Origin of the sequence: Pseudomonas sp. PICF141, assembly GCF_002286815.1 — a bacterium.
Taxonomy (GTDB): Bacteria; Pseudomonadota; Gammaproteobacteria; order Pseudomonadales; family Pseudomonadaceae; genus Aquipseudomonas.
Map to the genome: position 1 here is coordinate 125,182 of NZ_MUNM01000050.1, position 14,852 is coordinate 140,033.

Sequence of the window (14,852 nt, forward strand, 5' to 3'; positions counted from 1 at the left end):
GACAACGTAACTGCGAGGTGTTGGCGTGAACATTAATGCGACCCTGATTGGCCAGTCCGTTGCGTTCCTGATTTTTGTACTGTTCTGCATGAAGTTCGTATGGCCTCCGGTCATTACGGCTCTGCACGAACGTCAAAAGAAGATCGCTGATGGTCTGGACGCTGCCAGCCGTGCAGCTCGCGACCTGGAGTTGGCCCAAGAGAAAGCGGGTCAGCAACTGCGCGAAGCGAAAGCTCAGGCAGCTGAAATCATCGAGCAAGCCAAGAAACGCGGTACCCAGATTGTCGACGAAGCCCGTGAACAGGCTCGCGTCGAAGCTGACCGTGTGAAGGCTCAGGCTCAAGCCGAGATCGAACAGGAACTGAACAGCGTCAAAGACGCGCTGCGCGCCCAAGTGGGTAGCCTGGCCGTTGGCGGTGCTTCGAAGATCCTGGGTGCCACAATCGATCAAAACGCGCACGCAGAGCTGGTTAACCAACTGGCTGCTGAAATCTAAGCGAGGGCGATCATGGCAGAACTGACCACGTTGGCCCGACCTTACGCTAAGGCGGCCTTCGAGCACGCTCAGGCCCACCAGCAACTGGCCAATTGGTCAGCCATGCTCGGCCTGGCTGCAGCGGTGTCGGAAGACGACATCATGCAGCGCGTGCTCAAGGCCCCGCGACTGACGAGCGCAGAAAAGGCCGCCACGTTTATTGACGTGTGCGGCGACAAGTTTGATGTCAAGGCACAGAACTTCATCAACGTCGTTGCCGAAAACGACCGTCTCCCGCTGTTGCCGGAGATCGCCGCTCTGTTCGACCTGTACAAGGCAGAACAAGAGAAATCGGTAGACGTTGAAGTCACCAGTGCTTTCGCATTGAACCAAGAACAGCAAGACAAACTCGCCAAGGTTCTCAGTGCACGACTCAACCGGGAAGTGCGCCTGCAAGTCGAGGAAGACTCATCCCTTATTGGGGGTGTTGTCATCCGCGCCGGCGACCTGGTTATCGATGGCTCGATTCGCGGCAAAATCGCGAAACTTGCCGAAGCATTGAAATCTTGAGTTTGAAGGGGCAGCAGAGCAATGCAGCAACTCAATCCTTCCGAAATAAGTGAAATTATCAAGGGCCGCATCGACAAGCTCGATGTGACCTCCCAAGCCCGTAACGAAGGCACTGTCGTCAGCGTATCTGACGGCATCGTGCGGATTCACGGTCTGGCCGACGTCATGTACGGCGAGATGATCGAGTTTCCGGGCGGCGTCTTCGGCATGGCCCTCAACCTGGAGCAAGACTCTGTAGGTGCCGTAGTATTGGGCGCATACCAGACTCTGGCTGAAGGCATGAGCGCCAAGTGCACCGGCCGCATCCTGGAAGTTCCGGTTGGTAAGGAACTGCTGGGTCGCGTAGTCGACGCACTGGGTAACCCAGTTGACGGCAAGGGTCCGCTGAACAACACCGAGACCGACGCGGTCGAGAAAGTTGCTCCAGGCGTGATCTGGCGTAAATCGGTAGACCAGCCTGTACAGACTGGCTACAAGGCTGTCGATGCCATGATCCCTGTCGGCCGTGGCCAGCGTGAGCTGATCATCGGTGACCGTCAGATCGGTAAAACCGCTCTGGCGATCGACGCGATCATCAACCAGAAAGACAGCGGCATTTTCTGCGTCTACGTAGCCATCGGTCAGAAACAATCGACCATCGCTAACGTGGTTCGCAAGCTGGAAGAAAACGGTGCACTGGCTAACACCATCATCGTAGCGGCGAGCGCTTCGGAATCTGCAGCACTGCAGTTCCTGGCACCGTACTCCGGTTGCACCATGGGCGAATACTTCCGCGACCGCGGTGAAGACGCGCTGATCGTTTATGACGATCTGTCCAAGCAAGCAGTGGCTTACCGCCAGATTTCCCTGCTGCTGCGCCGTCCACCAGGCCGTGAAGCTTACCCAGGCGACGTGTTCTATCTCCACTCCCGTCTGCTGGAGCGCGCATCCCGCGTTTCGGAAGAGTACGTAGAGAAGTTCACTAACGGCGCAGTGACCGGCAAAACCGGTTCCCTGACCGCATTGCCGATCATCGAAACCCAGGCTGGCGACGTTTCCGCGTTCGTTCCGACCAACGTGATTTCCATCACCGACGGTCAGATCTTCCTGGAATCGGCCATGTTCAACTCGGGCATCCGTCCTGCAGTGAACGCCGGTGTTTCGGTATCCCGTGTGGGTGGTGCCGCTCAGACCAAGATCATCAAGAAGCTCTCCGGTGGTATCCGTACCGCTCTGGCTCAGTACCGTGAACTGGCGGCATTCGCCCAGTTCGCTTCTGACCTGGACGAAGCGACCCGTAAGCAACTTGAGCATGGTCAGCGCGTTACCGAGCTGATGAAGCAGAAGCAATACGCGCCAATGTCGATCGCCGACATGTCGCTGTCGCTGTATGCCGCTGAGCGTGGGTTCCTGACCGACGTTGAAATCGCCAAGATCGGCAGCTTCGAACAAGCGCTGATTGCTTACTTCAACCGCGATCACGCCGACTTGATGGCGAAGATCAACGTGAAGGGTGACTTCAATGACGAAATCGATGGCGGCCTGAAAGCCGGTATCGAGAAGTTCAAGGCCACCCAAACCTGGTAAGCCGCAGCGGGAGCCTAGCGGCTCCCGCTTGCTAACCTGATAGGTGTTACATGGCAGGCGCAAAAGAGATTCGCAGTAAGATTGCGAGCATCAAAAGCACGCAAAAAATTACCAGCGCCATGGAAAAAGTGGCGGTCAGCAAAATGCGCAAGGCACAAATGCGCATGGCTGCTAGCCGTCCTTATGCGGAGCGCATCCGCCAGGTTATTGGCCATCTGGCCAACGCTAACCCGGAATATCGCCACCCGTTCATGATCGACCGTGAAGTAAAGCGCGTCGGTTATGTCGTTGTGAGCAGTGACCGTGGTCTGTGTGGTGGCTTGAACACCAACCTGTTCAAGGCTTTGGTCAAGGACATGGCGGTAAACCGCGAAAACGGCGTCGAGATCGATCTGTGTGTCGTTGGTAGCAAGGGTGCGGCTTTCTTCCGCAACTTCGGCGGTAACGTCGTTGCAGCTATCAGCCACCTGGGTGAAGAGCCGTCGATCAATGATCTGATCGGCAGCGTCAAGGTGATGCTGGATGCCTACCTGGACGGCCGGATTGACCGCCTGTCCGTGGTGTCCAACAAGTTCATCAACACCATGACGCAACAGCCTACCGTGGAGCAGTTGATTCCACTGGTGGCAACCCCGGATCAAGAACTCAAGCACCACTGGGACTATCTCTACGAACCGGATGCCAAGGAGCTGCTCGATGGCTTGATGGTCCGTTACGTTGAGTCGCAGGTCTACCAGGCGGTGGTCGAGAACAACGCGGCTGAACAAGCTGCGCGGATGATCGCAATGAAGAACGCTACCGACAACGCCGGTGATTTGATCAGCGATTTGCAGCTGGTCTACAACAAGGCGCGTCAGGCTGCGATCACCCAAGAGATCTCGGAAATCGTCGGCGGCGCTGCCGCGGTTTAACGGTTCAAATATTCAGAGGATCCAGCTATGAGTAGCGGACGTATCGTTCAAATCATCGGCGCCGTTATCGACGTGGAATTTCCACGCGACAGCGTACCGAGCATCTACGACGCCTTGAAAGTTCAAGGTGCCGAAACCACTCTGGAAGTTCAGCAGCAGCTGGGCGACGGCGTGGTTCGTACCATTGCGATGGGCTCCACCGAAGGCTTGAAGCGCGGTCTGGACGTCAACAACACTGGCGCAGCCATTTCCGTACCGGTCGGTAAAGCGACCCTGGGCCGGATCATGGACGTACTGGGCAACCCGATCGACGAAGCTGGCCCGATCGGCGAAGAAGAGCGTTGGGGCATTCACCGCCCTGCGCCAACCTTCGCTGAACAAGCCGGTGGCAACGAGCTGCTGGAAACAGGCATCAAGGTTATCGACCTGGTTTGCCCGTTCGCCAAGGGCGGTAAAGTCGGTCTGTTCGGTGGTGCCGGTGTAGGCAAGACCGTGAACATGATGGAACTGATCCGTAACATCGCCATCGAGCACAGCGGTTATTCCGTGTTCGCCGGTGTGGGTGAGCGTACTCGTGAGGGTAACGACTTCTACCACGAGATGAAGGATTCCAACGTTCTGGACAAAGTGGCACTGGTTTACGGTCAGATGAACGAGCCGCCGGGAAACCGTCTGCGCGTAGCACTGACCGGCCTGACCATGGCCGAGAAGTTCCGTGACGAAGGTAACGACGTTCTGCTGTTCGTCGACAACATCTATCGTTACACCCTGGCCGGTACTGAAGTATCCGCACTGCTGGGCCGTATGCCTTCGGCAGTAGGTTACCAGCCGACCCTGGCTGAAGAGATGGGCGTGCTGCAAGAGCGCATCACTTCGACCAAGCAAGGTTCGATTACTTCGATCCAGGCGGTATACGTACCAGCGGACGACTTGACCGACCCGTCGCCAGCGACCACCTTCGCCCACTTGGACGCCACCGTCGTTCTGTCCCGTGACATCGCTTCCCTGGGTATCTACCCGGCGGTAGATCCACTGGACTCGACTTCGCGTCAGCTGGACCCGAACGTGATCGGCAACGACCACTACGAAACCGCTCGCGGTGTTCAGTACGTGCTGCAGCGTTACAAAGAACTGAAGGACATCATTGCGATCCTGGGTATGGACGAGCTGTCGGAAGCCGACAAGCAGTTGGTAAACCGTGCTCGTAAGATCCAGCGTTTCTTGTCGCAGCCGTTCTTCGTGGCTGAAGTCTTCACCGGTGCTTCGGGTAAATACGTTTCCCTGAAAGACACCATTGCTGGCTTCAAAGGCATCCTCAACGGTGACTACGACCACCTGCCAGAACAAGCGTTCTACATGGTCGGCGGCATCGAAGAAGCGATCGAGAAAGCCAAGAAACTGTAATCCCGGCGCCCGGCAACGGGCGCTAATTTAGGTTGAGGCAATCAGATGGCTATGACAGTCCATTGCGATATCGTCAGCGCGGAAGGGGAAATATTTTCCGGCCTGGTCGAGATGGTGGTTGCGCACGGTGCACTGGGTGATCTTGGTATCGCTCTGGGTCACGCGCCGCTGATCACCAATCTCAAGCCGGGCCCGATCCGACTGATCAAGCAGGGCGGGGAAGAGGAGGTGTATTACATCTCCGGTGGTTTCCTCGAGGTTCAGCCGAACATGGTCAAGGTTCTTGCCGACACCGTGCAACGTGCTGCCGACCTGGATGAAGCCTCCGCTCGGGAAGCAGTTCAGGCTGCCGAGAAGGCCCTGCATGACAAAGGCGCAGAGTTCGATTACGGAGCTGCTGCCGCACGTCTGGCCGAGGCTGCAGCTCAGCTGCGCACCGTCCAGCAGATCCGCAAGAAGTTCGGCCACTAATCGGCCATCGACTTATTGCGCGATTGATTAAAAAGGGTAGCCTCGGCTACCCTTTTTTCTTTTCTGACTTTTATCACCCGGTCGCAGCCGCTGACCCCCAGGATTAGTAGCCTGTCATGTCTCTTGAAATCGTTATCCTCGCTGCCGGCCAAGGCACGCGCATGCGTTCGGCCTTGCCAAAAGTTCTGCACCCGGTTGCCGGTAACTCAATGCTTGGCCATGTTATCCACACCGCCCGGCAACTTGATCCACAACGCATTCATGTGGTGATCGGCCATGGCGCTGAAGTGGTGCGCGAGCGTCTGGGCGCCGATGACCTGAATTTCGTCCTGCAGGATCAACAGCTGGGTACCGGACATGCGGTGGCCCAGGCCGTCCCGTTCATCAAGTCCGACACCGTGCTGATTCTGTACGGTGACGTACCGTTGATTGAAGTGGAAACCCTGCAACGTCTGCTCAAACTGGCTCAACCGCAGCAATTGGGCTTGTTGACTGTCGAGCTGGATGACCCGACGGGTTACGGCCGCATCGTTCGCGATGCCGCCGGTAAGGTTGCCGCCATCGTCGAGCATAAAGACACCAACGAGATTGAACGTGCGATCACCGAAGGCAATACCGGCATTCTGGCGCTGCCTTTCGAACGTTTGGGTGATTGGGTGAGTCGCCTCTCCAATAACAATGCCCAAGGTGAGTACTACCTGACCGACGTTATCGCCATGGCGGTCAGTGATGGTCTGGTGGTGGCCACTGAACACCCTCATGACACCATGGAAGTGCAGGGCGCCAACGATCGCAAGCAGCTGGCCGAACTTGAGCGTCATTATCAGTTGCGCATGGCGCGTCATTTGATGGCTCAAGGCGTGACGTTGCGCGACCCGGCGCGTTTCGATGTGCGTGGCGAAGTTACCGTTGGTCGCGATGTGCTGATCGACATCAACGTGATCCTCGAAGGCAAAGTCGTCATCGAGGACGACGTGGTGATTGGTCCGAACTGCGTGATCAAAGACAGCACCCTGCGCAAAGGCGTAATGATCAAGGCCAACAGCCATATCGAGGGCGCAATACTCGGTGAAGGCAGCGATGCCGGCCCATTCGCTCGTTTGCGTCCCGGCACGGTGCTGGAAGCTCGTGCGCATGTGGGTAACTTCGTTGAACTGAAGAACGCCCACATGGGCGAAGGCGCCAAGGCCGGTCACTTGACGTATCTGGGCGATGCCCAGATCGGTGCGCGCACCAACATCGGCGCAGGCACCATCACCTGTAACTACGATGGGGCGAACAAGTGGAAAACCGTGTTGGGCGAAGATGTATTCATCGGCTCCAACAATTCGTTGGTCGCGCCTGTGGATATCTCAGCGGGTGCAACCACGGCGGCGGGTTCGACCATTACCCAGAATGTGGATAAGGCTCAGTTGGCGGTGGGTCGGGCTCGGCAGAAAAACATCGATGGCTGGAAACGGCCGGAGAAGATCAAGAAGAGCTGAGTTATCCACAGCACAACGTGGTGCTCATGAGGTCGCTTTCGCGGGCAAGCCTCGCTCCTACGGAATAATCACCGTCTGTAGGAGCGAGGCTTGCCCGCGAAACTTTTTATCCACAGATCATTTTTATCGTGTCCCGCTTGACGAAGTTTCGCTAATGGGTTTTGATTGCTTACGTTATCTTTCGAATCGAAACTTACCAGTCCATGTCAAAGCGCAACACGCCCCAACGTCGCCATAACATCCTTGCCCTGCTCAATGAGCAGGGTGAAGTCAGTGTGGATGAGCTGGCCAAGCGCTTCGAAACCTCGGAAGTTACGATTCGCAAGGACTTGGCCGCGCTTGAAAGCAACGGTCTGTTGCTGCGTCGCTATGGCGGGGCGGTCACCATGCCTCAGGAGCTGGTCGCCGATATCGGCCAGCCGGTTTCCAAATACAAGCAGGCCATTGCTCGCGCCGCCGTCACGCGGATCCGCGAGCATGCGCGAATCATCATCGACAGCGGCAGCACCACCGCCGCGATGATCCCGGAACTCGGCCAACAACCGGGTTTGGTGGTGATGACCAATTCCCTGTATGTCGCCAACGCTTTAAGCGAACTCGAGCACGAGCCGGTGCTGCTGATGACCGGCGGGACCTGGGACCCGCATTCCGAGTCCTTCCAGGGTCAGGTGGCCGAGCAAGTACTACGCTCATATGACTTTGATCAGCTATTTATCGGTGCCGATGGCATCGATCTGGTGCGCGGGACCACCACCTTCAATGAATTGCTGGGCTTGAGCCGTGTCATGGCCGAGGTTGCCCGCGAAGTGATCGTGATGGTCGAGGCCGACAAGATCGGCCGCAAAATTCCCAATCTGGAGCTGCCATGGAGCAGCGTCCATACCCTCATTACCGATGATCGTCTGCCAGTTGAGGCACGCGATCAGATTCAGGCCCGCGGCATTAATTTGATTTGCGCCGCCGTCAGTCAGGAGAACTAGCATGTGTGGAATTGTCGGTGCAGTCGCAGAACGTAACGTTACCGCCATCCTGCTCGAAGGCCTCAAGCGTCTGGAATACCGTGGGTATGACAGCGCTGGTGTGGCGGTGTACACCAATGATGAAAAACTCTTGCGCACCCGTCGTCCGGGCAAGGTCAGCGAACTGGAACAGGCGCTGATCGAAGAACCCCTGGTCGGCCGTCTGGGCATTGCCCATACCCGCTGGGCGACCCACGGCGCGCCGTGTGAGCGTAATGCTCACCCGCATTTTTCCGGCGATCTGGCGGTGGTGCACAACGGCATCATCGAGAACCATGACGCCCTGCGCCAGCAACTCCAGGCGTTGGGCCACGTGTTCTCCTCGGACACTGACACTGAAGTCATCGCGCATCTGCTGCACGAAAAACTCAAGCTGCAACCCGACCTGACAATCGCCCTGAAAGCGACCGTGAAAGAGCTGCACGGTGCTTACGGTTTGGCGGTGATCAGCGCCCTGCAACCGGATCGTCTGGTGGCGGCCCGCAGTGGCAGCCCATTGGTGATCGGTCTGGGTATGGGGGAGAATTTCCTGGCTTCCGACCAATTGGCGCTGCGTCAGGTCACCGACCGTTTCATGTACCTGGAAGAAGGCGACATCGCCGAAATTCGCCGCGACAGCGTGCAGATCTGGGACATCGATGGTGCGCTCGTCCAGCGTGAAAGCGTGCAGTACCGCGACGGTGCCGAAGCGGCTGACAAGGGCGAATTCCGCCATTACATGCTCAAGGAAATTCATGAGCAACCGGTCGTGGTACAGCGCACCCTCGAAGGTCGCCTGAGCCAAAACAAGGTGCTGGTCGAAGCATTCGGCCCCGAAGCTACCGAGCTGTTTGCCAAGGTACGCAATGTACAGATCGTCGCCTGCGGCACCAGCTATCACGCCGGCATGGTTGCCCGTTACTGGCTCGAAGAACTGGCGGGTATTCCGTGTCAGGTCGAAGTCGCCAGCGAATTCCGCTATCGCAAGGTAGTGGTGCAGCCAGATACCCTGTTCGTGAGCATCTCCCAGTCCGGTGAAACCGCCGACACCTTGGCCGCGCTGCGCAATGCCAAGGAGCTCGGTTTCCTCGCCAGCCTGGCAATCTGCAACGTCGGCATCAGCTCTCTGGTGCGTGAGTCGGACCTGACGCTGTTGACCCAGGCCGGTCGCGAAATCGGCGTGGCCTCGACCAAAGCCTTCACCACTCAACTGGTTGGCCTGCTGTTGCTGACCCTGTCCCTGGGTCAGGTTCGCAGTACGTTGGCCGAAGGTGTCGAAGCCACACTGGTTGAAGAACTGCGTCGCCTGCCGACCCGTTTGGGCGAAGCCCTGGCGATGGACAGCACCGTGGAAAAAATCGCCGAGCTGTTCGCCGAGAAGAACCACACCCTGTTCCTCGGTCGCGGCGCACAATTCCCGGTAGCGATGGAAGGGGCCCTCAAGCTCAAGGAAATCTCCTACATTCACGCGGAAGCTTATCCGGCGGGCGAACTGAAACATGGCCCGTTGGCGCTTGTGGATAACGACATGCCAGTGGTCACCGTGGCGCCAAACAACGAATTGCTGGAGAAGCTGAAATCCAACCTTCAGGAAGTCCGCGCCCGTGGCGGTGAACTGATCGTCTTCGCCGACGAACAGGCGGGCATGACCAACGGCGAAGGCACTCATGTCGTCCAGATGCCGCACATCCACAACATCCTGTCGCCGATCCTCTACACCATTCCGTTGCAGCTGCTTTCGTACTATGTGGCGGTTTTGAAGGGTACTGACGTGGACCAGCCACGTAACCTGGCGAAGTCGGTGACGGTGGAATAAGTTATCCACAAGCGATGAAATGATGAATGAAAAGACCGCAGCCTTGGCTGCGGTCTTTTTTTGAAAAAGGTCAGCTATTTCAAGTCCACCAATACCGCACAAGATGAAAGAAGATCGGTGCCGCAAAACACACTGAATCCAATCGATCCAGCATCCCGCCGTGGCCTTCGATCATGTGTCCCCAATCCTTCACGCCCCGGTCACGCTTGATTGCCGACATCACGATGCCGCCGGCAAACCCCAGCAGGTTGATCAGCAGCGCAATAAAGAACGACTGCCACGGGTTGAATGGCGTGGTCCACCACAAGGCTGCACCAATCAGCGAGGACAGCAGAACGCCGCCAACAAAGCCCTCAACGGTTTTCGATGGCGACAAAGTAGGCGCGATCTTGTGTTTGCCGAACAACTTGCCGCAGACGTACTGCAGCACGTCTGACAGCTGCACCACGATCACCAGATACGCGATCAGCAGCAGGTTTCGGCCTTCGTAACCGACGATGTCCAGGGTCAGCAGAGCGGGCACGAACGACACGCAGAACACCGCGATCATTAAGCCCCATTGCACTTTCGACGCCCGCTCGAGGAAGTGCGTGCTGTCGCCACCGAGAGACGCAAGAATTGGCAGGAGCAAAAATACGTACACCGGAATAAAGATCGAGAAAAGTCCGTACCAATCGGAATAGATCAGCAGATATTGCAGTGGCAATGCCAGATAAAACGCGGCTACCAGCGCCGGGTAGTCGCTGCGTCGGGTGGGCATGAGGGTGAGGAATTCGCGTAGCGCATAGAACGATACTGCGTAAAACAGCAGGATCACCGCGCCGGTGCCCAGCCAAAAAGCGACGCCGATCACCACCACCATCACCCACCAGGCGTTGATGCGGGCGTTGAGGTTCTCGATGACTGCATTGGGCGTGCCCCGGGTGCGCAGTTTGAGAATCAGGCCAATCAGTGAGGCCAGCACCAGGATCATGCCGATCCCGCCGAACAGCATCAGGGTTTGTCTATCCATGTCAGGAATGCTCCGGGGCGAGGGCCAGCAGTGCGTCGCGGCTGCGTGAAAGGAACTGCTCTTTGCTCTCGCCTTCGGTCAGGTGCAGGGGCGCGCCGAAACTGGTGGTACACAACAGCGGCAGTGGCAGCACTCGTCCCTTGGGCATGACTCGATTGAGGTTGGCGATCCACACCGGAATCACCTGGGCCTGTGGGTAACGTTTTGCCAAGTGGTACAGGCCGCTTTTGAACGGCAGCAAACCCTCTTCCAGATTGCGCGTGCCTTCAGGAAAGATGATCAACGAATAACCGTTCTCCAGGGCATCGAGCATGGGCTGCAAAGGGTTATCCACAGGGTTCTTGCGCTCGCGGTCGATTAGCACGCCGTTGAACACCCGGCTGATGATGTAACGGCGTAAGGCGCTCTTATTCCAATAGTCGCTGCCGGCCACCGGTCGTGTAAGTTTGCGCAGGGTGGAAGGCAGCGAGGCCCAAAGCAGCACGAAGTCGCCGTGGCTGCTGTGGTTGGCAAAATAAATGCGCTGCACGGGATTCGGCGCGCAACCCATCCACAGGCTGCGAGCGCCAGTAACGGTTCGGGCTATGGAGGTGATGAGGAAGGCGACCAAAGGTTCGAACATTAATGATTTCCTTATCCAGCGAAGGGCAGCCAAGGACTGGCCAGAATGACAGCCAAGGGTGCCAGCACTTGGGCGGCCAGCAGGACCGCCTGTTTGCGCAGCAGTTTAAGCCCCCCGCGCTGACGTTCGGTCCAGGGCCGACCGGCACGGCTGGCCGGTTGCAGGCTGAGGTTTTGCAGGGCCTGATCGAGGGCTTGAGTGCGATCTGACAAAGCGTCAGCGTCGCGGGCTATCAGAGTAAACAGGTCAGCGTCGAAGGCCACCCGCAGCGCCCAGTATTTTTGCCATAGCCCGAGGATGATCAGCCAGGCGCTGAGGATCAAGAACGGCGCCGTCGGGGTGATCAGCAGCAGTTGCAGCAGGCCGAACAACACCCCCAGCAAGGTCAGCCCTGTGGATAACTGATCTAGGGCGCGGCCCTGGCGCAGCAGGCTGGCGACCACGTGCAGTTCCATATCAACCGGCATAGGCGTTCTCCAAGGCTTGGCGATGGGCCGGATGTAGCACCACTTGCGGGCGTGCGGCCTGGATCATCGCCACGGCGGCATCGACAGTGGCCGCTCGACCGCTGTGCAGCAACCAGGCCGCGATAGCGGTGGCGCTGCGTGAATAGCCCAAAGCGCAGCAGACCAGCAAGGGACCTTGCTTGCGCAGATGTTCAATGGCCTGAGCGGCGGCAAGACATTGCTCCGCGCTGGGTGTGGTTAGGTCGAGTATCGGAACGCTTTGATAGGCGCGGCCTCTCGGGTTGAGCGGCAGCTCAGCGCATAGATCAACCACAGCTTTGAACGGCGCCAATTGCTCAGCGTCGGGAAGCCTGCCGAGCCAAACGTTATCCACAACCTCATTGGGTTGCGGATGTTTACGGGTCCAAAGCCGTGAGTTGATCCACGCCGCTGCCACGTAGGGCGCAAATAACCAACGGGCGGCCGGGCTAAGGCGGCCGTCAGCGCGTTTCTGAAACCCGGCGGCGTCCAGCAGCGTGTAGTTGAGCGCCACCAACAGCAACGCCACGGAGGGCCAGATCAGCCACAGCCATCCGCCGCCCAGGCCAAAGGCTGGAATGGCGAATATCGCCGCGCCGATGCCATAACGCAGGGCCAGGCGCCAGCGTTTCGGGTCCTTGGCCAACCGCAGGCTACTCAAGGGGCTAGGCCGATCCAGTGGCCACAACCACACGCACAGCCAGCCGGCGAGGGCGCCTGTAGGTAAGTCGATAAAGTGATGTTGATAAGTGGTCAGCACCGAAATCCCGATCAATGCGAACCAGCCGTGTACCAGCCAGCGCCACAGCCCTTGAGAGTGCCGTTGGTACATGACCCACAAAATCACCAGCAGGGCGATGTGCAGCGACGGCGCCTGATTGAACGGCTTGTCGAACCCGGCCAGCACCGCGAACAGCCAGCCGAACACTCCATCCAGTTCAGGCCGTTCGAAGGTGAAGCGCAGCGGCCATAACAGGAAACAACTGATAGAGATCACTTGAGCACTCAGCAGGCGCAAGGCGTGGCGCTTGAGTTCATGGCGACTATCGGGCAGCAGCAGCGAAAAACCGTACAGCAGATCAATCGTCCAGTAGGGGACGATGGTCCAGGCCCAGAAGGGCATGGCGCTTTCCCAATCGAAAACGAAGGTGGCGACATCGCTGCGCTGGGCCGTGACCCACGTGGCAAAGCCGTAGCTGGCGAAAAACAGCGGTGCCAGCACCAGCAACCAGAGCACGGCGGGCTTCAGCAAACCCGGCTCTCTCGGGGCAGCCCCCATCATTGCACCCGTTGCGCGAGGGACACGGTGAAGATCCCCCATTCATCCACTCGCTGGGTGATTTTGCGAAAACCCGCTGCTTCCACCAGTTGATCCATTTCCGCCTGGCTGCGCCGACGCATCACCCACGCCTGGCCTTGACGGTGGCTGGTGAGGACGCGGGCGATCAGTTCCAGTTGCGGGTGCCAGGGTTGACCGGTGTAGACCAGATAGCCACCGGGCTCCACGGCCTCCGCCAGGCCCGCCAGAGAGCCGCCGACCAGTGCATTGTCGGCAAACAGTTCATACAACCCGGACACAACCGCCAGTGTCGGCTTTGGGTCCAGTGCCGCCAGGTCGGCGCGGTCGAACGCGTCGCCTTTCACGAACTGCGCGATGTCTCCAAGGCCCTTATCACGAATCAGCGCACCACCGTCACGCACATTGATGTCGCTGTAATCGCGCAACAGTATCGATTCCGGTAGCGGGCTGACGCCTTGCAAGGCTTCAAGAATGTAGCGGCCGTGACCGGCGGCGATGTCGACGATGCGCACCGGTCGGCCTTCTTCACGCAGCTTGGCCATGGTCAGGCGCAGCAACTCTTCGACGTTGAGTTTGCGCTGGCGAATGCCGCGCCAGCCAATGGAATTCAGGTAATTTTGATCAATCATCCGCCCGAGCCCGCCCTTGCCGGTGGGCTGGTTGCGGTACACGTAATCCAGAGTGCTGCCGGAGTCGAAACCGGTGTCGAAGCCCAGCTTTACCCCGTCGGACAGTCGGCTGCCCAGGCGCATGCTGGCGCGGGTCATGCGCCAGTACAGGTCGCGCATCGAGTTGTGCGGCAGCGGGGCAGCGAGGGATTCGGATTCCGCGCAGGTTAGGCCGATCTTGTCGGCATTGAGCAGCGAGGCGCGGTCCAGCGGGTATTCAAAGTTTTGCAGGATAAAGCGTTTGGCGCTGGCTACGGCCACGGCGCGATCACGTTCCCCAAGCGTGTCGTGGTAGAAACCCGGGAGAATGTGTTTTTCCTTTTTCAGGCTGCCCAAGCGTTCGAAAAACTGTTCCTGGGGTTTGCGGTGGACCACAAAGTCCGAGCCGGAAATCAGCAGTTGGGTCGGCACTTGAATCGCCTGCGCATCGGCCACCACACGGTCGGCGGCTTCATACAAGCCGAGCAGCACATTCACTGAAATCGCCTTGGTGATCAGCGGATCGCTATCGTAAGAGGCGACGCGTTCCGGGTCGTGGCTGAGGAACTTGGCCTTGACGTAGCTGTTGACGAAAAAGTTGCCGCGAAACTTGCGCATCAGCGCCAGGCCCGGACGAGCGAAAGGGACGTATAGCTTGACCTTGAATGCGGGCGACGCGAGCACCAGCGAGCGGATGCGCGGTGCATAGTCGTGGACCCAGGTCGAGGCAATCACCGCGCCGACGCTCTGGGCGATCACGGCCATGTTCTCTTCATCGATCTGGTGGGTCGCGTTCAGGTGATCGCAAAAGGTCTGCACGTCCCGCACGCTGGTGGCGAAACTCGGGCTGTCGCCGCGAGCGCCCGGCGATTGACCATGACCGCGGGCGTCCCAGGCAAAGAAGTCGAACGCTGGCAGGTCCAGTTCATCCACCAAGTGAGCGATACGCCCCGAGTGTTCATGGCCGCGATGAAACAGCAGCACTGCCTTGCGCGGTTCGCCCGAATTACCCGCCGTGGCCGGCCAATGGCGGTAGAACAGTTCAACGCCGTCGTGGGTAGTGAAGGTCTTATTCTGAGTTTCACGCATTG

At 58.4% G+C, this 14,852-nt stretch carries 14 protein-coding genes; 9 read left to right on the forward strand and 5 right to left on the reverse strand.

The window, feature by feature from the left end; genetic code table 11:
- Positions 1-25: 25 nt before the first annotated feature.
- The 9 genes from BZL43_RS13550 to glmS all read left to right on the forward strand — a co-directional run bounded on the left by BZL43_RS13550 (position 26) and on the right by glmS (position 9,695).
- The gene (locus tag BZL43_RS13550) at positions 26-496 is read left to right on the forward strand and encodes a F0F1 ATP synthase subunit B (protein WP_095632773.1); all 471 of its coding nucleotides are present in this window, start codon (positions 26-28) and stop codon (positions 494-496) included.
- Between the two features lie 12 nt (positions 497-508).
- On the forward strand, positions 509-1,045 hold the full coding sequence (locus tag BZL43_RS13555) for a F0F1 ATP synthase subunit delta (RefSeq protein ID WP_095632774.1): 537 nt from the start codon (positions 509-511) through the stop codon (positions 1,043-1,045).
- A gap of 21 nt (positions 1,046-1,066) precedes the next feature.
- Entirely contained in the window at positions 1,067-2,611 is a 1,545-nt protein-coding gene (gene atpA, locus BZL43_RS13560; RefSeq protein WP_007969905.1) for a F0F1 ATP synthase subunit alpha, read from the forward strand.
- Between the two features lie 50 nt (positions 2,612-2,661).
- A complete protein-coding gene (atpG, locus tag BZL43_RS13565; RefSeq protein ID WP_007934344.1) occupies positions 2,662-3,522 on the forward strand; it encodes a F0F1 ATP synthase subunit gamma in 861 nt (286 codons plus the stop codon).
- A 27-nt stretch (positions 3,523-3,549) separates the two neighbouring features.
- Positions 3,550-4,926 (forward strand): F0F1 ATP synthase subunit beta, encoded by a 1,377-nt coding sequence (atpD, locus tag BZL43_RS13570; protein ID WP_007969907.1) that lies wholly within the window; start codon positions 3,550-3,552, stop codon positions 4,924-4,926.
- A 45-nt stretch (positions 4,927-4,971) separates the two neighbouring features.
- The gene (locus BZL43_RS13575) at positions 4,972-5,397 is read left to right on the forward strand and encodes a F0F1 ATP synthase subunit epsilon (protein ID WP_007903037.1); all 426 of its coding nucleotides are present in this window, start codon (positions 4,972-4,974) and stop codon (positions 5,395-5,397) included.
- Between the two features lie 116 nt (positions 5,398-5,513).
- Positions 5,514-6,881 carry a bifunctional UDP-N-acetylglucosamine diphosphorylase/glucosamine-1-phosphate N-acetyltransferase GlmU gene (gene glmU / locus BZL43_RS13580; RefSeq protein WP_095632775.1) on the forward strand — a complete coding sequence of 456 codons (1,368 nt, stop codon included), beginning with the start codon at positions 5,514-5,516 and terminating at the stop codon, positions 6,879-6,881.
- A gap of 203 nt (positions 6,882-7,084) precedes the next feature.
- Positions 7,085-7,861, forward strand: a complete 777-nt coding sequence (locus BZL43_RS13585; RefSeq protein ID WP_095632776.1) for a DeoR/GlpR family DNA-binding transcription regulator — start codon at positions 7,085-7,087, stop codon at positions 7,859-7,861.
- Position 7,862: 1 nt separating this feature from the next.
- Positions 7,863-9,695: a glutamine--fructose-6-phosphate transaminase (isomerizing) gene (glmS, locus tag BZL43_RS13590; RefSeq protein ID WP_095632777.1), complete on the forward strand. Its 1,833-nt coding sequence runs from the start codon at positions 7,863-7,865 to the stop codon at positions 9,693-9,695.
- A gap of 79 nt (positions 9,696-9,774) precedes the next feature.
- On the opposite strand, the gene BZL43_RS13595 is transcribed toward glmS, so the two are convergent.
- Genes BZL43_RS13595 through BZL43_RS13615 form a run of 5 tightly spaced genes read right to left on the reverse strand, consistent with a single transcriptional unit; the run spans position 9,775 to position 14,850 of the window.
- Positions 9,775-10,707, reverse strand: a complete 933-nt coding sequence (locus BZL43_RS13595; protein ID WP_095632778.1) for a phosphatidate cytidylyltransferase — start codon at positions 10,705-10,707, stop codon at positions 9,775-9,777.
- Position 10,708: 1 nt separating this feature from the next.
- A complete protein-coding gene (locus BZL43_RS13600; protein WP_095632779.1) occupies positions 10,709-11,329 on the reverse strand; it encodes a 1-acyl-sn-glycerol-3-phosphate acyltransferase in 621 nt (206 codons plus the stop codon).
- 11 nt (positions 11,330-11,340) lie between these two features.
- A complete protein-coding gene (locus BZL43_RS13605; RefSeq protein WP_095632780.1) occupies positions 11,341-11,796 on the reverse strand; it encodes a hypothetical protein in 456 nt (151 codons plus the stop codon).
- Positions 11,786-13,096: a phosphatase PAP2/dual specificity phosphatase family protein gene (locus BZL43_RS13610; protein WP_095632781.1), complete on the reverse strand. Its 1,311-nt coding sequence runs from the start codon at positions 13,094-13,096 to the stop codon at positions 11,786-11,788. Before BZL43_RS13610 ends, BZL43_RS13605 begins: the two co-directional genes overlap by 11 nt.
- Positions 13,093-14,850, reverse strand: a complete 1,758-nt coding sequence (locus tag BZL43_RS13615) for a bifunctional alpha/beta hydrolase/class I SAM-dependent methyltransferase (protein WP_095632782.1) — start codon at positions 14,848-14,850, stop codon at positions 13,093-13,095. The genes BZL43_RS13610 and BZL43_RS13615 overlap by 4 nt, the downstream gene beginning before the upstream one ends.
- Positions 14,851-14,852: the final 2 nt, after the last annotated feature.

What these genes read in the sequence shown, in the direction of transcription:
- BZL43_RS13555 (WP_095632774.1), top strand. Translation starts at nt 509, where the DNA reads ATGGCAGAACTGACCACGTTGGCCCGACCTTACGCTAAGGCGGCCTTC.
- atpA (WP_007969905.1), top strand. Translation starts at nt 1,067, where the DNA reads ATGCAGCAACTCAATCCTTCCGAAATAAGTGAAATTATCAAGGGCCGC.
- atpG (WP_007934344.1), top strand. Translation starts at nt 2,662, where the DNA reads ATGGCAGGCGCAAAAGAGATTCGCAGTAAGATTGCGAGCATCAAAAGC.
- atpD (WP_007969907.1), top strand. Translation starts at nt 3,550, where the DNA reads ATGAGTAGCGGACGTATCGTTCAAATCATCGGCGCCGTTATCGACGTG.
- BZL43_RS13575 (WP_007903037.1), top strand. Translation starts at nt 4,972, where the DNA reads ATGGCTATGACAGTCCATTGCGATATCGTCAGCGCGGAAGGGGAAATA.
- glmU (WP_095632775.1), top strand. Translation starts at nt 5,514, where the DNA reads ATGTCTCTTGAAATCGTTATCCTCGCTGCCGGCCAAGGCACGCGCATG.
- BZL43_RS13585 (WP_095632776.1), top strand. Translation starts at nt 7,085, where the DNA reads ATGTCAAAGCGCAACACGCCCCAACGTCGCCATAACATCCTTGCCCTG.
- glmS (WP_095632777.1), top strand. Translation starts at nt 7,863, where the DNA reads ATGTGTGGAATTGTCGGTGCAGTCGCAGAACGTAACGTTACCGCCATC.
- BZL43_RS13595 (WP_095632778.1), bottom strand. Translation starts at nt 10,707, where the DNA reads ATGGATAGACAAACCCTGATGCTGTTCGGCGGGATCGGCATGATCCTG.
- BZL43_RS13600 (WP_095632779.1), bottom strand. Translation starts at nt 11,329, where the DNA reads ATGTTCGAACCTTTGGTCGCCTTCCTCATCACCTCCATAGCCCGAACC.
- BZL43_RS13605 (WP_095632780.1), bottom strand. Translation starts at nt 11,796, where the DNA reads ATGCCGGTTGATATGGAACTGCACGTGGTCGCCAGCCTGCTGCGCCAG.
- BZL43_RS13610 (WP_095632781.1), bottom strand. Translation starts at nt 13,096, where the DNA reads ATGATGGGGGCTGCCCCGAGAGAGCCGGGTTTGCTGAAGCCCGCCGTG.
- BZL43_RS13615 (WP_095632782.1), bottom strand. Translation starts at nt 14,850, where the DNA reads ATGCGTGAAACTCAGAATAAGACCTTCACTACCCACGACGGCGTTGAA.